The organism is Psychroserpens ponticola (genome assembly GCF_023556315.2).
Classification (GTDB): Bacteria; Bacteroidota; Bacteroidia; order Flavobacteriales; family Flavobacteriaceae; genus Psychroserpens; species Psychroserpens ponticola.
Genome location: NZ_CP116221.1, coordinates 2,060,417 through 2,084,864, shown reverse-complemented (window position 1 = coordinate 2,084,864; position 24,448 = coordinate 2,060,417). Strand labels below are relative to the sequence as shown.

The 24,448-nt window shown below is 30.5% G+C and carries 28 protein-coding genes; 1 reads left to right on the top strand and 27 read right to left on the bottom strand.

Translation table 11 applies throughout. The annotated features are described in order from the left end of the window. Positions 1-45: 45 nt before the first annotated feature. The 3 genes from MUN68_RS09435 to MUN68_RS09425 form a co-directional block, all read right to left on the bottom strand. Positions 46-876: an IS3 family transposase gene (locus tag MUN68_RS09435; protein ID WP_249997595.1), complete on the bottom strand. Its 831-nt coding sequence runs from the start codon at positions 874-876 to the stop codon at positions 46-48. Positions 877-920: 44 nt separating this feature from the next. Next, a complete protein-coding gene (locus MUN68_RS09430; protein ID WP_249997592.1) occupies positions 921-1,292 on the bottom strand; it encodes a transposase in 372 nt (123 codons plus the stop codon). A gap of 181 nt (positions 1,293-1,473) precedes the next feature. Next, positions 1,474-2,778, bottom strand: coding sequence for a Fic family protein (locus MUN68_RS09425; RefSeq protein ID WP_249997475.1), 1,305 nt, complete (start codon positions 2,776-2,778; stop codon positions 1,474-1,476). A 453-nt stretch (positions 2,779-3,231) separates the two neighbouring features. Between MUN68_RS09425 and MUN68_RS09420 the strand changes: the two genes are divergently transcribed. After that, positions 3,232-3,651, top strand: coding sequence for a hypothetical protein (locus tag MUN68_RS09420; RefSeq protein WP_249997473.1), 420 nt, complete (start codon positions 3,232-3,234; stop codon positions 3,649-3,651). A 193-nt stretch (positions 3,652-3,844) separates the two neighbouring features. Here the strand turns inward: MUN68_RS09420 and MUN68_RS09415 are convergent, their stop codons facing one another. The 24 genes from MUN68_RS09415 to MUN68_RS09300 form a co-directional block, all read right to left on the bottom strand. Continuing rightward, positions 3,845-4,699, bottom strand: coding sequence for a CPBP family intramembrane glutamic endopeptidase (locus MUN68_RS09415; RefSeq protein ID WP_249997471.1), 855 nt, complete (start codon positions 4,697-4,699; stop codon positions 3,845-3,847). Between the two features lie 200 nt (positions 4,700-4,899). After that, on the bottom strand, positions 4,900-5,106 hold the full coding sequence (locus tag MUN68_RS09410) for a hypothetical protein (RefSeq protein ID WP_249997470.1): 207 nt from the start codon (positions 5,104-5,106) through the stop codon (positions 4,900-4,902). A 29-nt stretch (positions 5,107-5,135) separates the two neighbouring features. Then, positions 5,136-5,627 carry a DUF6090 family protein gene (locus MUN68_RS09405; RefSeq protein WP_249997468.1) on the bottom strand — a complete coding sequence of 164 codons (492 nt, stop codon included), beginning with the start codon at positions 5,625-5,627 and terminating at the stop codon, positions 5,136-5,138. Between the two features lie 797 nt (positions 5,628-6,424). Then, on the bottom strand, positions 6,425-6,880 hold the full coding sequence (locus tag MUN68_RS09400; RefSeq protein WP_249997312.1) for a hypothetical protein: 456 nt from the start codon (positions 6,878-6,880) through the stop codon (positions 6,425-6,427). 690 nt (positions 6,881-7,570) lie between these two features. Beyond that, positions 7,571-7,993, bottom strand: a complete 423-nt coding sequence (locus MUN68_RS09395; protein ID WP_249997311.1) for a type II toxin-antitoxin system VapC family toxin — start codon at positions 7,991-7,993, stop codon at positions 7,571-7,573. Continuing rightward, positions 7,994-8,245, bottom strand: coding sequence for a DUF6364 family protein (locus MUN68_RS09390; RefSeq protein ID WP_249997310.1), 252 nt, complete (start codon positions 8,243-8,245; stop codon positions 7,994-7,996). It abuts the gene before it with no gap. A 231-nt stretch (positions 8,246-8,476) separates the two neighbouring features. After that, positions 8,477-9,184 (bottom strand): DUF6090 family protein, encoded by a 708-nt coding sequence (locus tag MUN68_RS09385; protein WP_249997309.1) that lies wholly within the window; start codon positions 9,182-9,184, stop codon positions 8,477-8,479. 195 nt (positions 9,185-9,379) lie between these two features. Beyond that, positions 9,380-10,306, bottom strand: coding sequence for a hypothetical protein (locus MUN68_RS09380; RefSeq protein WP_249997308.1), 927 nt, complete (start codon positions 10,304-10,306; stop codon positions 9,380-9,382). 41 nt (positions 10,307-10,347) lie between these two features. Further along, positions 10,348-11,154 carry an IS3 family transposase gene (locus tag MUN68_RS09375; RefSeq protein WP_249997313.1) on the bottom strand — a complete coding sequence of 269 codons (807 nt, stop codon included), beginning with the start codon at positions 11,152-11,154 and terminating at the stop codon, positions 10,348-10,350. Between the two features lie 58 nt (positions 11,155-11,212). Then, on the bottom strand, positions 11,213-11,569 hold the full coding sequence (locus MUN68_RS09370; protein WP_249997307.1) for a transposase: 357 nt from the start codon (positions 11,567-11,569) through the stop codon (positions 11,213-11,215). Positions 11,570-11,757: 188 nt separating this feature from the next. Beyond that, a complete protein-coding gene (locus MUN68_RS09365; protein ID WP_092210206.1) occupies positions 11,758-12,090 on the bottom strand; it encodes a helix-turn-helix domain-containing protein in 333 nt (110 codons plus the stop codon). 10 nt (positions 12,091-12,100) lie between these two features. Beyond that, positions 12,101-12,433 (bottom strand): type II toxin-antitoxin system RelE/ParE family toxin, encoded by a 333-nt coding sequence (locus tag MUN68_RS09360; RefSeq protein WP_249997306.1) that lies wholly within the window; start codon positions 12,431-12,433, stop codon positions 12,101-12,103. Positions 12,434-13,271: 838 nt separating this feature from the next. Then, positions 13,272-13,622: a ribonuclease E inhibitor RraB gene (locus MUN68_RS09355; RefSeq protein WP_249997305.1), complete on the bottom strand. Its 351-nt coding sequence runs from the start codon at positions 13,620-13,622 to the stop codon at positions 13,272-13,274. Between the two features lie 16 nt (positions 13,623-13,638). Further along, a complete protein-coding gene (locus MUN68_RS09350) occupies positions 13,639-13,950 on the bottom strand; it encodes a hypothetical protein (RefSeq protein WP_249997304.1) in 312 nt (103 codons plus the stop codon). A 704-nt stretch (positions 13,951-14,654) separates the two neighbouring features. Continuing rightward, on the bottom strand, positions 14,655-15,566 hold the full coding sequence (locus MUN68_RS09345) for an alpha/beta hydrolase (RefSeq protein WP_249997303.1): 912 nt from the start codon (positions 15,564-15,566) through the stop codon (positions 14,655-14,657). Between the two features lie 167 nt (positions 15,567-15,733). Further along, positions 15,734-16,573 (bottom strand): M50 family metallopeptidase, encoded by an 840-nt coding sequence (locus MUN68_RS09340; protein WP_249997302.1) that lies wholly within the window; start codon positions 16,571-16,573, stop codon positions 15,734-15,736. Positions 16,574-16,711: 138 nt separating this feature from the next. Further along, positions 16,712-18,127, bottom strand: coding sequence for a hypothetical protein (locus MUN68_RS09335; protein ID WP_249997301.1), 1,416 nt, complete (start codon positions 18,125-18,127; stop codon positions 16,712-16,714). Positions 18,128-18,286: 159 nt separating this feature from the next. Further along, positions 18,287-19,195 (bottom strand): alpha/beta hydrolase, encoded by a 909-nt coding sequence (locus tag MUN68_RS09330; RefSeq protein WP_249997300.1) that lies wholly within the window; start codon positions 19,193-19,195, stop codon positions 18,287-18,289. Between the two features lie 269 nt (positions 19,196-19,464). Beyond that, positions 19,465-19,989, bottom strand: coding sequence for a hypothetical protein (locus tag MUN68_RS09325; protein WP_249997299.1), 525 nt, complete (start codon positions 19,987-19,989; stop codon positions 19,465-19,467). Between the two features lie 749 nt (positions 19,990-20,738). Continuing rightward, positions 20,739-21,098, bottom strand: a complete 360-nt coding sequence (locus MUN68_RS09320) for a hypothetical protein (protein WP_249997298.1) — start codon at positions 21,096-21,098, stop codon at positions 20,739-20,741. A gap of 7 nt (positions 21,099-21,105) precedes the next feature. Continuing rightward, the gene (locus tag MUN68_RS09315) at positions 21,106-21,738 is read right to left on the bottom strand and encodes a hypothetical protein (protein ID WP_249997297.1); all 633 of its coding nucleotides are present in this window, start codon (positions 21,736-21,738) and stop codon (positions 21,106-21,108) included. Positions 21,739-21,788: 50 nt separating this feature from the next. After that, positions 21,789-22,619, bottom strand: coding sequence for an IS3 family transposase (locus MUN68_RS09310; RefSeq protein WP_249997595.1), 831 nt, complete (start codon positions 22,617-22,619; stop codon positions 21,789-21,791). A gap of 44 nt (positions 22,620-22,663) precedes the next feature. After that, positions 22,664-23,035 carry a transposase gene (locus tag MUN68_RS09305; protein WP_249997592.1) on the bottom strand — a complete coding sequence of 124 codons (372 nt, stop codon included), beginning with the start codon at positions 23,033-23,035 and terminating at the stop codon, positions 22,664-22,666. Between the two features lie 180 nt (positions 23,036-23,215). Then, positions 23,216-23,794 (bottom strand): hypothetical protein, encoded by a 579-nt coding sequence (locus tag MUN68_RS09300; protein ID WP_249997400.1) that lies wholly within the window; start codon positions 23,792-23,794, stop codon positions 23,216-23,218. Positions 23,795-24,448: the final 654 nt, after the last annotated feature.

The window sequence follows — 24,448 nt, the reverse complement described above, 5'->3', positions numbered from 1 at the left end:
TTTTGCATGTCTAGTCCTGAAATATGGCTACAGGTTAAAATTGAATTAAGCTGATAATTTATATACCATATTTGGTGTTTTATAATCTAAAGATAAATGTAATCTCACTTCATTGTATAAATTAATCGCATTTTTTGCAGCTCTCTTTGCGTGAGCCACGTTATCAAAGGTTTGGTCGAGATAGAATTCATCTTTTAAGATGCCATTTACACGTTCTGCCATTGCGTTTTCGTAACAATGATTTTCTTCAGTCATCCTAATATCTATCTTTTTTCTTTTTAATATTTGTGTGTATACATTACTGCAATATTGTATTCCTCTATCTGAATGATGAATAAGCCCATTAATACTTCGACTGCGCTCAGTACAGGTGTTTTTGGCCTTATAAATGGCCTTGTTAAGTGCTCTTACGCATCCTTTGAGCTCCAAGCTGTCACTAAGGTCATAACCTACGATTTTACGAGAATGCATATCGGTTATTAAAGCCAAATAACAAAAGCCTTTTACGGTTCTAATATAAGTTATGTCACTAACCCAAACTTGGTTAGCTCTAGTAACTTCTAAGTCTTTTATAATGTTATTATACTTATAAAAACGATGATAAGAATCGGTAGTTCTTGCGCTGGTTTTCTTTCTAAGGGTCAGCATATCGTATTTTCTAAGAACATTAAATAAAGTATCTCTACCAACTTTAATATTGGCTTTAGTAAAATCTACATCTAAAGATTTTGTAAGCTTACGCACGCCTTCTCTAGGAAGGGATTTGCGTCTTTTTCTAACAATGTTTATAATCTGTTGTTCCAGTTTTAAACGCATATCAGCCCTAGATTTGTATTTGTAATACGCATCACGTTTAAGTCCAAAACAATGGGCTATAGTAGTTAGAGAAGCAAATCCCTTAGAGTTGGCTTTAGCTATGATTAGGGCTTTATACTTAACTTTTTTTTTAGTTCAGTAACAGATTTGTAGCCTAGATCTTCTGCAGCTACTTCCAGGTAAGAATCCAAAACCATAGCATCCAGATCCTTTTTAAGCAGTAGTTTTTTAAGCTGTCCGATTTCTTTTTGCAGTGCTTTAATTCTTGATATTTCGTCTTTTGTTTCCACTTTTACTCTGGTGTTCATTAAGTCTTTACGATTGTACTTTTTAATCCACACATTGACCGTTGTTGGTGCAATAGAATAGAGTTTACAAAGTTCGCTCTTTGTGTGTTTTCCGGTTGTAAGTTCGGCTAAAATTTTTAATTTGAAAGGTTCGCTGTAACGTCTAATTACTTTGTCATTTTTGTACATAATGTTAAAATTATGTAGCCTTTATTCAGGACGGGTCATTATTGCACACAACGGTTTTGTGTATGGTTAGTTGCGTTGGCTAGAACTAAATTAGTAAAAGAAAACGAACCAGAGGGAAATCCGCAGGATTTTCCGAGTACGCACACAATGAGCAATTAATTATACACGTTGTTGTAAAACGTTATTTGTTTAAATAATTTCCAATTTTTTCAATATTAATTAATTCATAGACCATTGTTTTACCATCTTTACTTTTAAAAACAATTCCTTTTTCTTCTAAATCAACTAAATCTCTGCTAGCAGTCTGTCTGACAATATCATGTCGTTTAGAATATATTGGAACAGTTATTTTAGCTTTTGGTTTAATAAATAAATATCCTAGTAAATCAGCTTGTCTTTTATTAAATCCTTTTTGTGTCAATTCATAAATTATTTCAGATGCCTTTTGTCTTTCCTCTCTTTTTTTATCTCTGTAAGTAACCAAACTTTGAAAAGCAACTCTTAAACTTTTCATAGAATACATAATAAAATAGGTTAAATCATTGTCGTCATGCTCTGTTTTTAAAAATGCTTTGTTATAACTTGTTCTTGAATTTAAAATTGCTTTAGAAATTGAAATGTGTTTTAGTAATGAGTATCCTTTTTTTATCAAATACCAATAAAAAAGAGCTCTGGCTGTTCTACCGTTTCCATCTCCGAATGGGTGAATATATCCTATCATAAAATGTAGAATAGAAGCTTTTTTTATTGGATGATAAAATTCTTTTTCTGAATTAATGAAATTTATAAGCTGTTCGATTAATTGATTAACTTCAGAAAATTCAGGAGCTGTGAAAGCAATTTCGCCATCGATATGGTCTTTAACATAAATTGGATGGTCTCTAAATTTTTCGGCATATATAGTAGCATCAGTTTTTACTGTCATTATTTGATGGATATCTAATATCAATTCAGTAGATAAATCTTCATCAAGCCTATTTTCTATTTCTCTAATGGCTCTGAAATTGTTAATTATCATCTGTTCAGATTCCGTTCTAGGTTTTCTTCCAGATTTAATCATTTCTCTTGCAACATCAGTTGTTGTTGCTGCACCTTCAATTTGAGACGAAGCTATTGCTTCTTCTATTAAAGAGTTTTTGAAATATTCTTGTTGTTCTTGTGGTGTTATTGAATTTTTATAAAGTCCACCTATAAGTTTTAAATCAAAGTTGTGTAAATCTTCTTGGATAAAAGAAGTAAGGTTGTATGTGAATTCATGTTTTCCGAAAAACAATCTTTTAGCTCCAATAAACCTATGTGTTTTAATAGTTTCCCATGCTTTTTCTGGGCTTTCAAATGGTAAATTTGGACGATGTTTTATTTCAGACCAATAAAAATATCTTTTGTCAGTTTCCGCTATAAAAGAATCCATACCATCTTTTTTAAAACATTCAATATATTTATTAAAGTCAAAATCTTTAATACTTGGTGGATTTTCAATCTTCATGTTACAACGTGTTAAAAATACATGTAAATGTAACACATTGTAACGTGTTATTCATAATATTTGATGTGTTTCGTTGAATTTTGAAGTTTTGAGGTAATGTTTTACAACGGTTTTGTGTATGGCTGGTTGCGTTGGCGAGAACTAAGTTAGCAAAAAGAAACCGAACCAGTAGGAAAATCCGTAGGATTTTCCGAGTACACACAGACCAAGCAATTGGTTATACACGTTGTTATGCCCATGTTAATTTTATTTCTTAATAATCAAGTAAACTTTTTATTCCATGTTTGATAGTGTTTATTGTATCCGTACTAATCATGATTGTTTTTGAATAGTTCTAGTATCAAATCCGTTATCTGTGTAAAAAACGATGCCGAAAGATAAAACAACTATTAAAAATTATATTTATATTGAATTATATTATTTTTCTATCTAACATATTAAAAAGGAAGTAACATGTCAAAATTGAATAAGTACTTTATTATGGTTTTTGTATTTATTATAGCTATTCCAAATACCGTTTTGGGACAAGAATTGACTAAAAATAAAAAAACCACTGTAGTAGGATTCAGAACCGTTCATCTTGTAAGTTTAAAAACTGTTGAAGATGAAGCCAAAATAGTAGCAATTGCAGATGATTTCAATAAAGTAGTTACGGAATTAGGATATCAAAACATCCGATTCAATTTCTGGAAAGAAACTGAAGGTAGCGAAGGACAATACAAATACATTTTTGAATCCAACTGGCCTGATCAAGAGACTTTTGATAAGGTGCATGAGTATGAGGAATTCCAATTAGTTTGGGAAAAGAACTACGTTAAATGGAAAAGTATGATAGAAGAAGATATCTATAACAGATATATTCCTATGAATTAGGTTAAATATTTATAGACAATATAAAGTTGAATTTTTTTTGTAATTGGGCATAACGGTTTTGTGTATGGCTGGTTGCGTTGGCAAGAACTAAGTTAACAAAATAAACCGAACCATTAGGGAAATCTGTTAGGATTTTCCTAGTACATAAAGACTAAGCAATTGGTTATACACGTTGTTAGGCGCTGTGTTTTATTTATAATTTTTCTTTAATCGCTTTTCTCCAAAAGTAAATTCCAAAAACACAAGTAACAATTGCAAACATAATTCCGTTTTCGCCAAGCCAATATTCCGTTCCTTCATTCTTAATTGTTAGTTCAGGCATTATTTTTTGAATATAAACATTACTTACTGCGTGAAATATTACAGCTGGCCAAAGACTTTTAGATTTAAAAGCGTAGTAGGTCATAATGAAAGACATAGAAATGATTACTATGAAGAATGTTATAAATTCTAATAGCATATTATTACTATAGTAAACAAGTAGTGGCCAATGCCAAGCAGCCCAAATAAATCCACTAAAAATTGATACACTAGTAAATGAAAGTACCTTTCTCAATTCATAGATAAAAAAACCTCTCCACCCAATTTCTTCTCCTAAAGTTGTTGCAGAAGCTCTTATTACTTCTACAGTACCTAATAAGGTAATTGCTATTATTGTTATTGCCGTTGGATTTAATGTGCCTATTCCAAACAAACCAAGATCTTTTCCCCAATTTGTTATTTCTTCACTATTAGTTAAACTTCCCAATCCGAAAATCCAGATTAATATATAAGTGACTATACCATATAGGGCAGGAATGAAATAAGACCATCGGATATATTTCCAATTTCCCCAATTCCAATTTAGAGATGAAATCTTACGACCTTTTATTTTTAAGGTAATAAATGCAGCAATTGCAGGACACCACATTATAGCTCCAACATATATTCGTGATGGATATAAATTAACTATGGCATAATGAAAAGGTGAAGTAAGAAGGATAACGATTGCAAGAAATAGAAAGATTGTTTTCCAAGTTTCTTTTCGTTCCGATAAATTTTCTGGCATAATGTTTTAATAATTGGTTTGTTTATGGAAGACGAAGAGATTATGGTTTTGTTACATTGCACCTAACGTGTTTGTGTTATGGCTAGTTGCGTTGGCAGGAACTAAGTTAACAAAATAAACCTAACCTTTAGGGAAATCCGTGAGGATTTTCCGAGTAAACACAATACCAGCAATTAGTTATACACGGTGTTGTGCTTTCGTTAATTGCACTTTTTGTTTTTTAATAATTCCAAGGGTTCTTGTATTTCTTGCTTTAAATTAGAAAAATGTTGTTTCTGTCTAATTTGCATACCCAAAATAAAAACAAGATTATCTTGAAATTTTATGAATATAGGGTGAGTAGGATCGTTTGTCCAATTGATATTTGGTAACAGAGAAATATGTTCTTTATCAAGTTCTTGTTTCATATAATCAATATGTTGGTAACCTAATTCAGTTATAGCTCATAATCCGAATATCTTTCAATAATTTCATTTCGATTTTCTTTTAGTAAATTTATAGTGTTGTTCAAAAATGTACTGTGTTTAATCAGTCTGTTCTTTAATTTAATATCTGTTAAAAGTTTTAGTTGTCCCGAAGATGTTAAATCTTCAAAAGTAATGGTGCTGGGAACAAAAACATCTTGTCTTAAAGCAACTACAAATTTATTAAGGATTGTACTTTTATCGTTTGGTATGTTGTTTAAATCTTTTATAAGCTCTTTGTTGAGTTTTATTCTGTTTGTTATCAGCTCATAATTTTCATTAATTAACCTCACATTGAGTTCAAAGTCATCTAAAATTCTACAGTAATACTCAGCTTCAGTAATCTTATTTTTTCTGTTTTCATTCCAATTATTAATCTGAAGAGCAATTAAAATTCCAATAACAACTAGTATAATTTCTCCAATAGCATACTTAAAATACTTTCCAGTTTTATTTTTTTCCATAAGGTCGTAGCGTATTTTTCTAAAGAATTTTATCATAGGTTAGCGGTTTCTGATAATGAAGCACAACGTGTTTGTGTATGATTAGTTACGGAAAAGGACGTAAGTCATTTTCCGATTATTAGCTAATATAATTAATTATTGTGAATTTCCGATTGGAAATTCCGCAGTAATTAATTATACACGTTGTTAGCAACTGTAGTGCAGCACAAGTCATTGGTAAATCACAGAACTAGCTATATACTTCACAGCAACCGAAAGAGAATGCTATAACTAACATTAGCTGATACTTCCAAGAAACCGTTGATTTGGCAAAAGAGAAAAGTCCATAATAGCATTTAGGTTGTACCACAGGAATACTAACGAACACCTTTTTTGGATTTAAGAACGATACAGAACGCTAGCGATAATTTGGCTGACTTACGAAAAAACAATTTTAAATGAACGAACATATTATCTTAAAAAGAAACTGTTTACCATTGAAGTAAGAAATTATCTTGAGAGTTTTCTAGCTATAAGTTAATAAACAAAAACAGACCATAAAAGCGTTTAGTTCTCCAAAAAATGATAAACGAAAATCTTAAATGAGAAATTAGAGATTTTTGTATTTACAATAATAGTTCAAATAGAGTAGTGCTGTTGAATTTTTGCACTATTGTTGTTAACGTGTTTGTGTATGGTTTCGTTGCGTGTTTCAGCAACTAATTTAGCAAATAAATAACGAATAGAATATTCCGCAGGAATATTCGTAAGTAGGCTAGAACTAGCAATGAATTATACACGTTGTTGCCCACAGTATTTTATTCCGCTAACAATTTTTTCGGAACTTGATAACTTGCAGAATACATTAAATTCTTTTCACGGTTTTTAAATTCGGTAAATGCTTTTCTATACCATTTTGGGTCATTCGCAACAGTTTTATAATCTTCGTAACTCAAAACATCATAGAAATCTCCATTCAGCCAAGGTTCAATTCCGAAAATTGCGATTTCGTTTTTTTCAACTCTGCCAAGTACGATTTCAAAGTCAGATTCCGAGAAATAGTAAATCGATTCAGAGTCGAATCCGTCATTCAGATTTTCAAGTCCGTTAAACACATTTGTTTTCAGATATTGAGATTCTTTTATTCGTTCTTTTTCGCTGTAATCTTTTAATTCCATTTCCGCTTCCTCAAAAGTTTTCGTTTCTGTTCTGTTTTTATTGTTGCAACTCAATGTTAAAAGTCCAATTAGTACTATTTGAAGCAGTTTCTTCATATTGTGGGCAACGTGTTTGTGTATGGCTTGTTGCGTTGGCGAGAACTAAGTTAACAAAAGAAAACGAACCAGAGGAAATTCCGATAGGAATTTCCAAGTAGGCTAGAACCAAGCAATTGGTTATACACGTTGTTATAAACTGGTAAGACAGATTCGAGTAATCACGACAAGACAAGAGCGTTGGAGCAAGAGTAGGCTTTTAAGTTTAGCTATAAATTTCCTAATAGATAAAAAAACATCCAAGATTAGTTTTCTTTACCTTTCGAAAATATAGAGTTTGAGTGAATAATTCCGCAAACTTTCAAAACCATTTACAAAAAAAAACAAATTTAGCCTAGAATAGTTTTTTGGTCAATACTTCTTTAAAATTCAAAAAAAATCGCGAAAAAAAACCAGGCTTTTTTTCGTTACAATTATTTGTCATTAAAAGCAGAGAGTTTTAATCTTTTTAACTTCAGAGCTCGAGTAAGCTTTCCAATTAAGAGTTTGAGTAGGCAGAAGTTCGAATGATTAAATTTTAGTAATCCAATTTTCTTAGGAGTTACGATTTCGGAGTACTTGTTTATAACGTGTTTGTGTTATGGCTAGTTGCGTTGGCAGGAACTAAGTTAGCAAAATAAACCGAACCATTAGGGAAATCCGCAGGATTTTCCGAGTAAACACAACACTAGCAATTAGTTATACACGTTGTTAGCCACTGGTTTTTCCTTTCAGATAAGTTTCTGGTGTCAAAATAGCTAAATCACTCTTTTTAAAATCTTTTAAGTTTCTTGTTAAAATAATCTTTATTTGACCATTTTGTATAGCGGAAAAGTTTTGCAATGCATCTTCAAAATCTTTAAATTCAGAGTTTAATGCATCCAAGACAGCATTTTTATCCATTTTAATAATATCAATTATATTCAGAAGTTGTTTAATCTTTTCAACTATAATATCATGCTTTGCAGTTTTTCTAAGTAAATAATAAACATTAGAAATTATAACTGGTGTTGTATATCCTTTTATTTCTTTTTCAGCGCAAAGATTTAAAATTCCTGCTGAATATTCAGCGAATGGTTTTCTATCAAAAAAGAAATCGAGTAAAACATCAGTATCTATTAGAACTTTATCCATTTAAATATATTTTTTTTCTAATCGATTTTTGAGCTCTTTTTTATAATCCATATCTTTAGGCATCTTGAAAGAACCTCTTAGAGATTCTACTGCAGGATTAAGCTTTTTGCTTTTGTTTTTCTGTTCTTCTTTGGTGAGTATTTTTAAATAGTTTTCGATAATATCTGATAAACTGCGATTTTTTTCTTTCGCATAGTTTTTAGCTCTTTCAATTATTTCTCTTTCTATTGTTAATGTCAATTTTGTGTTCATAATAATGAGTTTATGAGTTTCTGTTCACAAAGTTACAAAATAATTATTAAATACGTGTAAATATTTTCGTTTTAACACGTGCTATTAACTTGTGGCTAACGGTTTTGTGTATGATTAGTTACGGAAAAGGGCGTAAGTCATTTTCCGATTAGCAGCTAAGTTAATTAATTATTGTGAATTTCCGTTTGGGAAATTCCGCAGTAATTAATTATACACGTTGTTGTGCTTTCGTTATTTTTTACGTTCTTCCAGTTCTGTCTCAACCATCTTTAACACTTCTTCAGTTTTTTCTTTGAAACCCGTTAAATTTCGTTCATATGTCAAATTCAAAAGTTCTAAATGGTAGAATGGTCCTAAAATTTTTGGGTCATTGATTAGTTGCTCATAATCATAAGCTACTATTACACCACCAAAGCCTTCTGGAATTTTTGTGAGTTTAAAATTGTCGTATAAATTATCGGATTGAATCAATCCTAATTGTTCAACTCTGGAAAGAATTCCAGTTATATCGGATAAATCCGTTGTATAGTGTTTCGTAATTCGTTTTCGTAATTCGGTATTTTGAATAATATCAAAACCTCTTTCTTTTAATAGCTCAAAACCCGAGTTGTTAAAAGTTTTGTAACCTCTGTGATAATAGACATCCATAAATAAATCGTCTAGTTTTTTTTCATAGGGGAACTTGTTTTCAATATGCAATATCACTTCTCTACTATGAAGTATTTTTCTTTCTAAATTCTTTAAGTTTGAGGCTAAAACGGATACATCTTGATTCAGTGCTACTTGTATTTCATATAGCGTTTCTAATTCCGCCAATCTTAATTGTTTATTCTTATTCCAAGTATTTATTTGTAACGCAATTAAAATTCCGATAACAACAAGTATAATTTCTCCAACAGCATATAGTAGATATTTACTTGCTCGATTTTCTTTAATCATATTTTGTCTAATTTTTCTAAAGAATTTTATCATTGGTTAGCGGTTTCTGATAATGAAGCACAACGGTTTTGTGTATGGCTAGTTGCGTTGGCAAGGACTAAGTTAGCAAAAGAAACCGAACCAGTAGGAAATTCCGATAGGAATTTCCGAGTACACACAAACCAAGCAATTGGTTATACACGTTGTTGTATGTAGTTATTTTATTCTTCCAATTGATGTACTTCGAGTTTTAAAACTAATTAAGCCTTTAATTTTCTTATCAGGTCTTTTAATTAATTGATAGTCAGGATTGTTCTTTGGGTCATTGTCAATAACTATTTCCCAAAACAATAGCTTTTCAAAACAATACTTTGAAATAGGATTATGTAATTCCTTTACTTCATCGCTCATAACTGCTCTTAATTCTTTTGGTAGGTTTTCATAATGATTTTCAAAAAAAATATATTGTTCATTATTGTAAGATAAAATTATATATTCCAAATCGTTATATTCAAGGTCATTTGGTATTTCGATTTCCGAATTTTCTCTGTTTAGAATTTTGATTCTTTTGTATTTCTCATTTTTCGTAACCAGTTCTAAATTGAAATCAGTTTCTGCAACGTTGGATATTGTGTCGTTATCAATAACTAATCTTAATTTTAAAGGTTTGGAAATAGCCTTTATTTCCTTTATTATAAATGGAATATCGTGCGAAACATATTCGCTATGTTCTCTAATGATATTTTCTACGATTTTCGAATAGTTAGTTTCAACAAGTACTTTGTTGAAATCTGGTTCTGTTTTAGTGAGATTTATAAATTTTTGCAACCTGTCCTTTTCGTAGTTAGAATATATTTGTAAAGTTCTGTCATTTGCTTCTTGAATATAGAACTTAAAGTTCTTGTCAATAGATGTATTATATTCTTTTAAAGTAGTAATATCTGTTATATCCAAATCATAGTCATTGAAAACTAAATTTGTTGATTCAAGTATCTTATTCTTGTATTTGCCATAATATTCAGTGATTAGTTTGTCCGAATTCAGAGCGTTGAGAAATTCTTTTGCTTTTTCAGAATTTTCTTGAGCATTTAAAATGACCGTAAAAAATAGTAGAATGATTGTCGATATTCTCATGTTTCTCATAATGTCTTGTCCTGAAATATGGCTACAGGTTAAAATTGATTTTACGCTGATAATTTATATACCATATTTGGTGTTTTATAATCTAAAGATAAATGTAATCTTACTTCGTTGTATAAATTAATTGCATTTTTTGCAGCTCTCTTTGCGTGTGCTACGTTATCAAAGGTTTGGTCGAGATAAAACTCATCTTTTAAAATTCCGTTTACACGCTCAGCCATGGCGTTTTCATAACAATGATTTTCTTCTGTCATGCTAATATTTATCTTTTTTCTTTTTAAAATTTGTGAGTATTGTTTGCTACAATACTGTATACCTCTGTCGGAATGATGTACCAGTCCTTTAATGTTTTTAGCTTGATATAATGCTTTTTTAAGCGCTCTAACGCATCCAATGAGTTCTAAGCTATCACTCAGGTCATAGCCAACAATTTTCCTGGAATGCATGTCTGTAATTAAAGCGAGATAACAAAAGCCTTTTACTGTTCTGATGTATGTAATATCAGATAGCCAAACTTGGTTTGATCTAGTGACTTTCATATCCTTTATAATGTTATTATACTTATAAAAACGATGATAAGAATTTGTTGTTCTGGCACTGGTTTTCTTTCTAAGTGTAAGCATATTATGTTTTCTAAGAACGTTAAATAGGGTGTCTCTACCGACTTTTAGGTTGGCTTTAGTAAATTCATTATCTAATGATTTTTTGAGTTTACGCACGCCTTCTCTAGGAAGGGATTTACGTTTTTTACTGACTATGTTTATAATCTGTTGTTCTAGTTTTAAACGCTTATCAGCTCTAGATTTGTATTTATAATACGCATCACGTTTAAGGCCAAAACAATGAGTTATAGTTGTTAAAGAAGCAAATCCCTTAGATTTCTCATTAGCTTTGATTAAGACTTTATGCTTAACTTTTTTTTAGTTCAGCAACAGATTTGTAGCCAAGATCTTCAGCAGCTACTTCCAAATATGAATCTAATACCAAAGCATCTAGATCCTTTTTATACAGTAGCTTTTTAAGCTGTTCAATCTCCTTTTGAAGTGCTTTTATTCTTGATATTTCGTCTTTAGTTTCCACTTTTACTCTGGTGTTCATTAAGTCTTTACGATTGTACTTTTTAATCCACTCATTGACTGTAGTAGGAGCAATAGAGTAGAGTTTACAAAGTTCGCTCTTTGTGTGTTTACCGGTTGTAAGTTCGGCTAAAATTTTTAATTTAAAAGGTTCGCTGTAACGTCTAATTACTTTGTCGTTTTTATACATAATGTTTAAAATTATGTAGCCTTTATTCAGGACGGGTCATAATTAAGCACAACGGTCTTGTGTATGGTTAGTTGCGTGGTTAATCAACTAATTTAGTAAACAAAAACGTGCCAGAGAAAATTCCGAAGGAATTTTCCAAATAAGCAACGACCAAAGCAATTAATTATACACGTTGTTGCCAGTAGTGCTTATGCTACTTTAAATTCCGATTCATTCATTTCGACACTAAATCGGACGTTTGCTTTCAATGCTCTGAACACTTTTAAAATCGTTTCGATAGTTACGTTTTTAGTGTTTCTTTCCAATTTCGAGATTTGCGATTTTTGAACTCCGATTAATTCTCCGAGTTGCTCTTGAGTCAAATTCCGTTCTTTTCGGACAGACTTTATCATATCTCCAAGCACTTCCATTCGCAAGTCAAATTCGTATTTGTCACGTTCTGGTGTTCCAACTTTTCCAATGTCCTTGTCCTTCATTTGGTCAAGTGTCATCATTTTCATTTTTTTATTTTTCGTTGCCATAATTTTAAGTTTATTCGTCAAAATATTCAGCTCTAATTTTCAATGCTTTCTCAATTTCTGATTTTGGAACTTTACTAACCTTTTTTACCATTCCGTGTGTCGATAGCACAAGCGTTTCGGTTTTATCTGTTTTGTCCCAAAATGCAAAGAGTCTGTATTGAATTCCTTGATAAAGTGTTCTAAATTCCCAAATGTCGTCTGTCAGTTTTTTAAACAGTTTTGGGTCATTTTCGAGTTTCGCTTTATCCAAATTGTAATAGATTTTCTTTTTTGCTTTAGCGTCCAATTTGGAAATAAAGTCAATAGCTTGTTCAAGAAAAACTACCTCAAATTTTGGTTTCATTCAGTTTATTTGTCGTTATACTTTAGCAAAGATAACAAAAAAGTTGAATTATATGGAAACTTTTGGTGATTTCGTCCGCATTACTGGCAACGGTTTTGTGTATGATTAGTTACGGAAAAGGACGTAAGTCATTTTCCGATTATTAGCTAATATAATTAATTATTGTGAATTTCCGATTGGAAATTTCGCAGTAATTAATTATACACGTTGTTAGCAACTGTAGTGCAGAACAAGTTATTGGTAAATCACTGAACTAGCTATATACTTCACAGCAACCGAAAGAGAATGCTATAACTAACATTAGCTGATATTCCCAAGAAACCGTTGATTTGGCAAAAGAGAAAAGTCCATAATAGCATTTAGGTTGCACCACAGGAATAATAACGAACACCTTTTTTGGATTTTAGAACGATACAGAACGCAAGCGATAATTCGACTGACTTACAAAAAAACAATTTTAAATGATCGAAGATATTATCTTAAAAATAAATTGTTTACCATTGAAGTAAGAAATTATCTTGAGAGTTTCCTAGCTATAATTTAATAAACAAAAACAGACCATAAAAGCGTTTAGTTCTCCAAAAAATGATAAACGAAAATCTTAAATGAGAAATTTGAGATTTTTGTGTTAATAATAATAGTTCAAATAGAGTAGTGCTGTTGAATTTTTGCACTATTGTTGTTAACGTGTTTGTGTATGGCTAGTTGCGTTGGCGAGAACTAAGTTAGTAAAATAAACCGAACCATTAGGAAAATCCGTAGGATTTTCCGAGTACATACAGAACCAGCAATTAGTTATACACAGTGTTGGCAAATCGTTTTTTGTTTTTCTTTCCAATTAATTTGGCATAAATGCTCCACAACCTTCCAGAGAAACTCCAGTTTGCTCAGCAAGAAGAAACATATTTCCAGTTTTTCCTTGTAATTCGGCTAGAGTCCATTTCTTTTTAATATCAGCCTCAATATTCCAGCCTTTTAGGAAAATTAGTGTTCTAGTTTTTTCAATTCTATGCGGTATATTTTCGCCAGTTAATATTTCGCAAAGAAGTTCGGTATTCGCTTTCCGAGTAGAGTAGAAGTGAAAATTGACGACCAATTCAGTTTCTGAATTTATTCCGCTTTCTTCCCAAATCTGCCACATTTTTTCATTCCGCTCAAAATGAGCATTTAATTCAGATTCGTTATTCATTTAGTTTTTTACTTGTCTAGTTTATAATCAGATTTAATATTCCACTACCTATTGTTATTAATAACATTATTCCAGAAAATTTTCTTAATTTATTTGATTTCTGCTTTAGTTTTTCATTTTTACCTTCTATTTTCCAATTCATTTTGAACATAGAATTTAACATCAATTCATAAGATGAAAACGAAAATGGATTGAGAATTGGAAAAAAAGGATATTTGCTTTTATCATCTGAATAATAAATCCAAAGGTTCACATAGATTCCTATTCCGAATGAGAAAAAGGCTAATACAAATCCAATAATAGTAATTCCAGTAATTATTTCGGTCATTAATTATTCGTTCGTCAAATGTTTGCCAACGGTTTTGTGTATGGCTGGTTGCGTTGTCAAGTACTAAGTTAGCAAAATAAACCGAACCATTAGGAAAATCCGATAGGATTTTTCGAGTACACACAAACCAAGCAATTGGTTATACACGTTGTTGGCAACTGTAGCGACACATTAGAGTAATCACATTCAGATTAGAGTGTTGGAGCAGGAGTGAGTTTTCATACATGTATGATAGATTTTTCTAATAAAAGAAAATTGTACCAAATTTGATTAAAGCTCCTCTCGAAAAATAAAGAATTTGAGTGATCATCTTTTTACGTTTGAGTGATTATTTCCGCAAGCTTTCTCAAACTCAAATAAAAATTTTCTCAGAATAGTTTTTTAGTGAATGTGCCTTAACCTCAAAAAAAAAAATCGCGAAAAGAAAACCAGGCTTTTTTTCGCCACAATGAGTTTTAGATTTTGAGTAAGTTTTCAACTTTAAGAGTAAGAGTGGCAATAGTTCCGAAGTTGTAATTATAGTAACTCTGTTTCACTTGGAGTTACAATTTCGGAGCTATTGTTACCAACGTGTTTGTGTATGATTAGTTACGGAAAAGGGCGTAAGTCATTTTCCGATTAGCAGCTAAGTTAATTAATTATTGTGAATTTCCGTTTTGGAAATTCCGCAGTAATTAATTATACACGTTGTTGTGTAGAGTTTTTTACTCTTTATTTAATGATTTAATTACATCTGAAATAAATTCTTCAGGTAAATAATGTCCTGATTCGTAGAATTTCAATGTTTTGGCTTTAATCTCGATATTATCATAAAAATCTTGTGCCTCCTTTTCAGTATACCAACCATCTTTTGTTCCCATAAGTAAAGTAATTTGTGCTTTTTGTATTGGTGCATATAATTCACTTGAAAAGATTTTCTCCACCTTTTTAGCGTTCTCCTCATTGAGTCCTAATCTCATACTAGCCTTAAGAGCACTACCCAAAGGTGCAACACAAGCAACTATGCGATTCAATCTGTCATCAACCGAGTTTAAATAAATAGCCATTAATGCACCCATACTGTACCCAACTACATCAAAAGTATTCTGTTTCTCATTCGGAAGTGATTGCATATAGTCAATTATTACTCTGATATCTTTAACAGTAGTTGACCAAAGGCTTTGTATTTTTAGTACATCTTGTGTTGAGTAAAATGCAATTGGAGATACAAAATCAGCTTCATAACTTCTTTCTCCGTGATATTTAGCATCAGGTATTATAACGTTGTATCCGATTGATAATAATGAATCTTTTAATTTCACATATTTTTTAGACAGGCTTGATGTTGGATTAACCCAATTTTCTTTACTTCCATTTATGCCGTGAAGTAGTATAACAAATTTGTTCGTTTTTTTAATTCCAGGCCTTATAACATAGAATGGGACTCTTGAGTCAAATCCGTCGATAACAATTTTTTCAAAAGTAGTTCCATCATCTGAAGTATCACTAGCAGCTACTTTAGCATTGTATTCTGTTTTAAGGTCATAACTTAAATAGGGAATTACTTCCTGCGAAAATGAATTGGTACTAAAAAAAATTAGTCCAAAAATTAATAGTGCAGTTCTGATTTTTATCATAATATGTTTTTTTCTTTAAATTCTACACAACGGTTTTGTGTATGATTAGTTACGGAAAAGGGCGTAAGTCATTTTCCGATTAGCAGCTAAGTTAATTAATTATTGTGAATTCCCGTTTGGGAAATTCCGCAGTAATTAATTATACACGTTGTTGGCTGTAGTTTTATTCAGAAATATATTTTAATTACTAGAATTATAACTATTAAAGTAATTGATATAAAACCAATAATTCTTTTTCTTTTATTGTTAAATAATTTTTTCTTAATTGTTTCAATTACAGATATTAAAAAATTCCCTATACTAAATCCAGGTAGTGGTATCAAGTTTAGGATTCCAAGAAATATTAAGTTTAATGATAATACAGTTAGTTGACTGCGAAAATCTGAATCGTTAGGTATCGCTTTATATTTCCCAACATCTTTATAAGATGGATTTGGATCTATTATATAATAAGCCTGATCCAAAAGACTTTTTAAACGACTCAAAGCATCAGAAAAACCATAACTTCTTGTAGTTACTTTAATTTCATTTTCTCCATTGGAATCAAACATTATTGGAACAATTAAATCTTCTTTTTGATTTTGCATTAATTCTAATATATCTAATTCACTAATTACAACCAAATCCACAATTCCGTTTTTTTCTACTGACATTTCAATATAATCGTTTTCGAAAATGATTGTTGATAGAATATCAGAAACTCTATCAATCTCTTTTCCATTTATAGACTTTATTTTCATTCCATCTTGAAGTCCATATTTTTCCATAGAACTATTGAATTCGTATCCATAAATGACATTCTTGTTTTCAATGAATTTATCTTTTGTGGATTTTGTAATTGTATATGTCAAAACAAAAGCAAATAATAAGGAGAAGAGCAATCCACTTAATTTTAGAAATGGAACTTTCCAATTGAAGTTTTTTTCTAATAATTTAAATTTTTCATTCATTACCCAACGAGGTACTAAATTGAAAAACACATAAATTATTATAGCTAAAAGTATCAAATATTGAGTTTTTTTTAATTACTGCCAACGTGTTTGTGTTATGGCTAGTTGCGTTAGCAAGAACTAAGTTAACAAAATAAACCGAACCATTAGGAAAATCCGCAGGATTTTCCGAGTAAACACAACACTAGCAGTTAGTTATACACGTTGTTGGCAAATGTTTTTTATTTTTTTCCATAGACTCATCATTATATTTATTAATCCGAAGTAAATTAAAAACATAACAAATAGTTGAATCCAAATATTATTAATAATAGATTCAGTCAAAAACCTATCAATAAAATTAAAAGTAACGATATCTTTAGATTTATGAGTTACAGTATAAACCCTATTGGTAGTGTGAAACCTTAAATCACAATCACATATTGGTTTTTTTGAAAATAATTTAAAATTATTTTGCCCTTCAAATCCTTTTAAACTAGCTATTGTATCTGCAATTTTTTTTGTGGTTTTTAAGCCTCCTATTGAGCCTGAATAATAGGTGTTATCTCCAGATACTGATAGAATAGTAAGTTCAGGAACTCTAAAGTTAGATTTAGATCCAAAGATAAATTTATTTATATATGAATAATCATTGTAAATAGTGTCTATTTTTAGAGATGTTGGAATAACCATTGAGGTTTCATAATCAATTTCTCCTGTTAAGCTATCTTGCAAGTATGCTATTCTGTAATCTTCGGGAGTAAAATCAATTGTTGGAATTGTAGGAATATATAATGGCTCTACAGAAAATATTTCAAGCTCGTGTTCATTCGGAATATCAGTAATAAAAAATTGATATACAGTTATAAAAAATGTGAAGTATAAGATTATTAAAGACCCAATTTTATTAATATGACTTTTTTTGTTTTTAATAATTGATCCAATATCGGAAAATTTGAATTTGAAAATAATTATATATAAGGCGTATATTACAATTAAACATATCAAGATTTGATACATAGGATGATAAATAATATAATTTATTACTTTATATCTAAAAGAGCCAATCTTTTCAAAATATGTTAGAGTTTGATTTATATCAACGACTTGTTTATTATTAACGAGGAAATAATAATTTCTAATATCAAAAAGCTCATCGGTCCTTATTTGATTTTTAAGATTAGCTATAATCCAAACATCAATTTTTTCATTCTTGCCAATATTTATAGAATTCAAATTATGATATCCAGAATTTACGATATTGAACTCAGTTTTATAAGCATCATTTAAGTTTATATTTTTTCCATAACAAATTTCAAATTTGTTTTTGGCATTTGGAATGTTGATTTCTAAATTTTTTATGTCTTTACTATATGAGATAAATTGTAAATGAATTATCATTTTATTTTCATCTAAATAAGGATTATTCTTATTCATTAATGATGATTCAATATTATCCTCAGTACGTTGATTGAAGTATTCATAATCTACAAAACCCAAATTTGTAGAACCTATAAAAGTTGCGCTATATTTAACAGGTTTATTAAAAGTATAATAACTTGTTGCAACAATAATTAGAAAGACTAAAAATTGAACTATTCGTTTCTTGTATTTTGTAATTAGCGTTTTCATTGGAAAATTTTTGCCAACGGTCTTGTGTATGGTTAGTTGCGTGTTTCGGCAACTAATTTAGTAAACAAAAACGAACGCGAGAAAATTCCGAAGGAATTTTCCAAATAAGCGACGACCAAAGCAATTAATTATACACGTTGTTGTAACACGTTTTTGTCCTTATTTAAAATACTTATTTAGAAAATCGACTTGTACTTGACTTGACTTATCAAATATTGAACTAGGATAATGTAATAGTCCAAAATGACCACCATCTACTTCAATTAATTCTTTTGGTTTTTTAATCATCTTAAATATTCTGTTTGTAACTTCATTACTCGAACCTTCCATTTCATCGTTATTTGCCACAACCATAAGAATTGGTGCTTTTAAGTGTTCTGAACATTGACCGATGTGAAATTTACTTGGAATTTCTGTGTTAGAAAATGAAACTATATTCTTCCAATTTGTACCATAGCGTCCGCCATATTCAATAAACCAACGATAAGCGGTTATTTCTGAAAGAGCAGAAGGAGTACCTATTTGGTCTGATGAAACGATTGGCATCTGTCTAGTAATCGTATGTGGTAAATCTAATATTTTATCGGTTAGTACAGTCTCCTTAGCAAACGAATATAGCTTACTATCTTTGTCCTCAGTAGGGAAATCATCTCCATAGGCTGGAATTTGATTTATTATTGCTTTTACTCTTTCATCTACCGAACCAACAAGAAATGCTTCTCGAGCACTTAAACTAGCACCCCAAACAGCTACTTTTGATGTATCAATTTCTGGTTGAGTAGTTACAAAATCGATACAATCAATATAACCTCTAGATTGAATCCAAAAATTAATCTCTTGACGTGGTTCTCCATCACTAATACCAAAATTTCGGTGGTCATATAATATTACAGCAAATCCTTCTTCTCTAAATCTTTCGGCATACTTATCTGCTGTCATCCCATTTATGGTAGTTGTAAATCCGTGAGCCATTATAACAACAGGGCTTTTTTTCGATTTGTTTTCGAGTAGATATAATCTACCTCTAAGTATTGCTCCTTGTGATTTAAACTCAATATTTCGAAACATAATATTTTCTGTTGTACTAGAATTAAGCTTTTCCTTTAGTGTTTTTATTATTACTCAAGCCAATATATTCCCTAAAAAAATGACGAGAAGAATTTTGGTTATTTTTCGTGTTGGTTTCAGTTTCATATGTTTTGCAGATTTTCTTCTAATGTGTTACAACGTGTTTGTGTATGGCTTGTTGCGTTGGCGAGAACTAAGTTAACAAAAGAAACCGAACCAATAGGAAATTCCGATAGGAATTTCCGAGTACGCACAAACAGAGCAATTGGTTATACACGTTGTTGTACAACGTTTTTAATTTCGCAGTAACCTTCTTTAATTTCAACTACTGACCATTTTTTTAAATTCCAAAAGTTATCACTATCATTAATCCATTCATTATTTAAATATTCAAATGCAATGACATTTACATTCGACCATTTCATTTCGCGTACACCAACTACGTTTTTATCAGATTCCAAAGAAAAAGTAAGATTGTATTTTGAATCAATATCAAGCTTCTTTAAATTGAAATGAATTTCTTGTTCCAATAATTTTGATAAAAAATCTACATTTATGAAGTCAGTTAATCTTTTTAGGTTTTCAGTATTTATTTCCGAGTAAATAATTCCGTTCTGCTCATCTTCTTGGATTCTTTCCCAAACTTTTTCATCTTTCAATTTATATAAACGCCATATTAATTTAATCTTACGTCCAAATTTCTCTAAAGTTGTTCCGTCAACTAGCTCACTCGGTAAATTCAGAGAGTTGAGATTTTCAAGTTTAGAAATGAAATTTAATGAGTAATTGGTCATTTTCAAATGTTTTACAACGATTTTGTGTATGATTAGTTACGGAAAAGGGCGTAAGTCATTTTCCGATTAGCAGCTAAGTTAATTAATTATTGTGAATTTCCGTTTGGAAATTCCGCAGTAATTAATTATACACGTTGTTAGCAACTGTAGAGCAGCACAAGTCATTGGTGAATCACAGAACTAGCTATATACTTCACAGCAACCGAAAGAGAATGCTATAACTAACATTAGCTGATACTCCCAAGAAACCGTTGATTTGGAAAAAGAGAAAAGTCCATAATAGCATTTAGGTTGCACCACAGGAATAATAACGAACACCTTTTTTGGATTTTAGAACGATACAGAACGCTAGCGATAATTTGGCTGACTTACGAAAAAACAATTTTAAATGAACGAACATATTATCTTAAAAAGAAACTGTTTACCATTGAAGTAAGAAATTATCTTGAGAGTTTTCTAGCTATAACTTAATAAACAAAAACAAACCAAAAAGCGTTTAGTTCTCCAAAAAATGATAAACGAAAATCTTAAATGAGAAATTTTGAGATTTTTGTATTTAAAACAATAGTTCAAATAGAGTGGTGCTGTTGAATTTTTGCACTATTGTTGTTAACGGTTTTGTGTATGGCTAGTTGCGTTGGCTATGACTAAGTTAGCAAAAAGAAACTAACCAGTAGGAAATTCCGCTAGGAATTTCCGAGTATGCGATAACCAAGCAATTGGTTATACACGTTGTTGTACAGCGTTTTTTATTCTTTTTTAAGGGTTTCTTTTAATATTTGCAATTTTCTTTGGTTTAGTAAACTTACTTTAACAGAGTCACTAAAAACCTTATGCAAAATATCTTCTTTTCTATTAATTAATAAAATAATTTCATTTCCCTTAATCAAATATTTACCATAAATAGAATCATACGTCATACTTGCTTCAAGTAACAAGTCATAAGTATAGTCAGATTTCAAATTCAAAGTTAATTGTCTGACATTTTTTTTATGTGTCTTATAAGTTCCATATATTTTCTCTTTTTTAATTCCACAAGAGTAAAATAATATCATTAATAGTAAGATACTTAAAGTTTTATTTCCCTTTGAATTTTCTAAACAACTCACAACGTTTTTATTCTATTATTTGTTCTATTAAATCTCTGTCGATATTCTCGGTATTCAACTTTATATAATTGAAAGATTTGACTTTAGTATTATTAAGTTCCAAAATCAAAACTTTGTTTTTATTCGAGTAAACTATTCGATTTCCCAAAGCCAAATAATCAGTTCCAAATTCCGATTCCAATTTCGTTTTTGAAATTCCGATAAGATTTGCCTTTCCTAAATCCGAATCTTTATTAAAAATCCTTAATTCAATTAAGATTTCAGTTTCGTCTTCGTATTTGTGTTTGTTTTCTCCGTATTTAAAAACAACTATTTCGTTAGCTCCTTTTGCTCCAATATTATTTGTTATAAAATTATAACCATAAAAAATGGAATCTTTAATTTTTGGATGATATTGATATTCTAATCCATTATTTACACTTGTCGTAACATTTCTGTTTTTCTTTGTCTTAAACTCTTGTAAGTCAATTGGGTTTTCCAGAAAAGAATTTAGTTTTAAATTTTCGGATTGTTTTTCGGCTTTCTCAATTTTCAATTCCGTTGAGTCAATTTTAATTTCAACTTTTTCAGTTTCCTTTACAGTCACATTTTTGCAACTTATAAAAACTAAAAATAATGTCGTTAAAAATCGAATTTTCATTATTTGGACAAATGTCTAGTCCTGAAATATGGCTACAGGTTAAAATTGAATTAAGCTGATAATTTATATACCATATTTGGTGTTTTATAATCTAAAGATAAATGTAATCTCACTTCATTGTATAAATTAATCGCATTTTTTGCAGCTCTCTTTGCGTGAGCCACGTTATCAAAGGTTTGGTCGAGATAGAATTCATCTTTTAAGATGCCATTTACACGTTCTGCCATTGCGTTTTCGTAACAATGATTTTCTTCAGTCATCCTAATATCTATCTTTTTTCTTTTTAATATTTGTGTGTATACATTACTGCAATATTGTATTCCTCTATCTGAATGATGAATAAGCCCATTAATACTTCGACTGCGCTCAGTACAGGTGTTTTTGGCCTTATAAATGGCCTTGTTAAGTGCTCTTACGCATCCTTTGAGCTCCAAGCTGTCACTAAGGTCATAACCTACGATTTTACGAGAATGCATATCGGTTATTAAAGCCAAATAACAAAAGCCTTTTACGGTTCTAATATAAGTTATGTCACTAACCCAAACTTGGTTAGCTCTAGTAACTTCTAAGTCTTTTATAATGTTATTATACTTATAAAAACGATGATAAGAATCGGTAGTTCTTGCGCTGGTTTTCTTTCTAAGGGTCAGCATATCGTATTTTCTAAGAACATTAAATAAAGTATCTCTACCAACTTTAATATTGGCTTTAGTAAAATCTACATCTAAAGATTTTGTAAGCTTACGCACGCCTTCTCTAGGAAGGGATTTGCGTCTTTTTCTAACAATGTTTATAATCTGTTGTTCCAGTTTTAAACGCATATCAGCCCTAGATTTGTATTTGTAATACGCATCACGTTTAAGTCCAAAACAATGGGCTATAGTAGTTAGAGAAGCAAATCCCTTAGAGTTGGCTTTAGCTATGATTAGGGCTTTATACTTAACTTTTTTTTTAGTTCAGTAACAGATTTGTAGCCTAGATCTTCTGCAGCTACTTCCAGGTAAGAATCCAAAACCATAGCATCCAGATCCTTTTTAAGCAGTAGTTTTTTAAGCTGTCCGATTTCTTTTTGCAGTGCTTTAATTCTTGATATTTCGTCTTTTGTTTCCACTTTTACTCTGGTGTTCATTAAGTCTTTACGATTGTACTTTTTAATCCACACATTGACCGTTGTTGGTGCAATAGAATAGAGTTTACAAAGTTCGCTCTTTGTGTGTTTTCCGGTTGTAAGTTCGGCTAAAATTTTTAATTTGAAAGGTTCGCTGTAACGTCTAATTACTTTGTCATTTTTGTACATAATGTTAAAATTATGTAGCCTTTATTCAGGACGGGTCAAAATGTTGTACACAACGGTTTTGTGTATGGTTAGTTGCGTGGTTAAGCAACTAATTTAGCAAATAAATCACAGATAGAATATTCCGCAGGAATGTTCGTAAGTCGGCAGTGACAAAGCAATTAATTATACACGTTGTTGTGGTTAGTTTTTTAATTCCGTTATTTTAATATCTCCAAAATCACTTATGATTTTATCAAACTCTTTTTCGGTTAAACACCAACGCTCATAAGTCAGTTTGTTTTTGCTGTAACCTTCAATCCAAATGGTTTTTGAGTGTTCCATAGCTACTTTGTAAACTGAGTCAACAATTACTCTTTTATTAATTTCAACTTTTGTTTTAGTATTAAATTCCGATTTGTCGAATTCAAACTTATCAACTTCAATTTTTTCTTTCTTTTTCTTCGCAGTTTTAAATATTTCTAAAAATTTAAAGAACTCTTTAAAAGCATTTTCGTCATCATTTGGATTCCTGTTTGATATTTGCCAATGCCATCCACCACTTTGTCCAAAATGTTCAGGTAAATGTCCAAGAATCCAGATGTTGAAATCAGAAAAATTGTTAAACTGTTCGGTCTCGAGTTGATTTCTGTCGCAACCAATTCCGAAACCTGTTATAAAAGCGTCCAGAGAATGAAAAGTATATTCATTTCCTAAATACATAGCTTTTCTTTTTTCAAGATGCTCTAGTATTTCGTATAAATTTGTTTTTCTATAGTTCATTTCTCAAATTAACCACAACGGTTTTGTGTATGATTAGTTACGGAAAAGGACGTAAGTCATTTTTCGATTAGCAGCTAAGTTAATTAATTATTGTGAATTTCCGTTTGGGAAATTCCGCAGTAATTAATTATACACGTTGTTAGCAACTGTAGTGCAGCACAAGTCATTGGTAAATCACAGAACTAGCTATATACTTCACATCAACCGAAAGAGAATGCTATAACTAACATTAGCTGATACTCCCAAGAAACCGTTGATTTGGCAAAAGAGAAAAGTCCATAATAGCATTTAGGTTGTACCACAGGAATACTAACGAACACCTTTTTTGGATTTAAGAACGATACAGAACGCTAGTGATAATTCGGTTGACAAGCGAAAAAACAATTTTAAATGATAAAACATATTATTCTAAAAATAAATTGTTTGCCATTTAAGTAATCAATTTTCTTGAGAATTTCTTTGCAATAACTTAATAAACAAAACCAGACCATAAAAGCGTTTAGTTCTCCAAAAAAGGATAAAGCGAAAATCTTAAATGAGAAATTTGAGATTTTTGTATTAATAACAATAGTTCAAATAGAGTAGTGCTGTTGAATTTTTGCACTATTGTTGTTAACGGTTTTGTGTATGGCTTGTTGCGTTGGCAAGGACTAA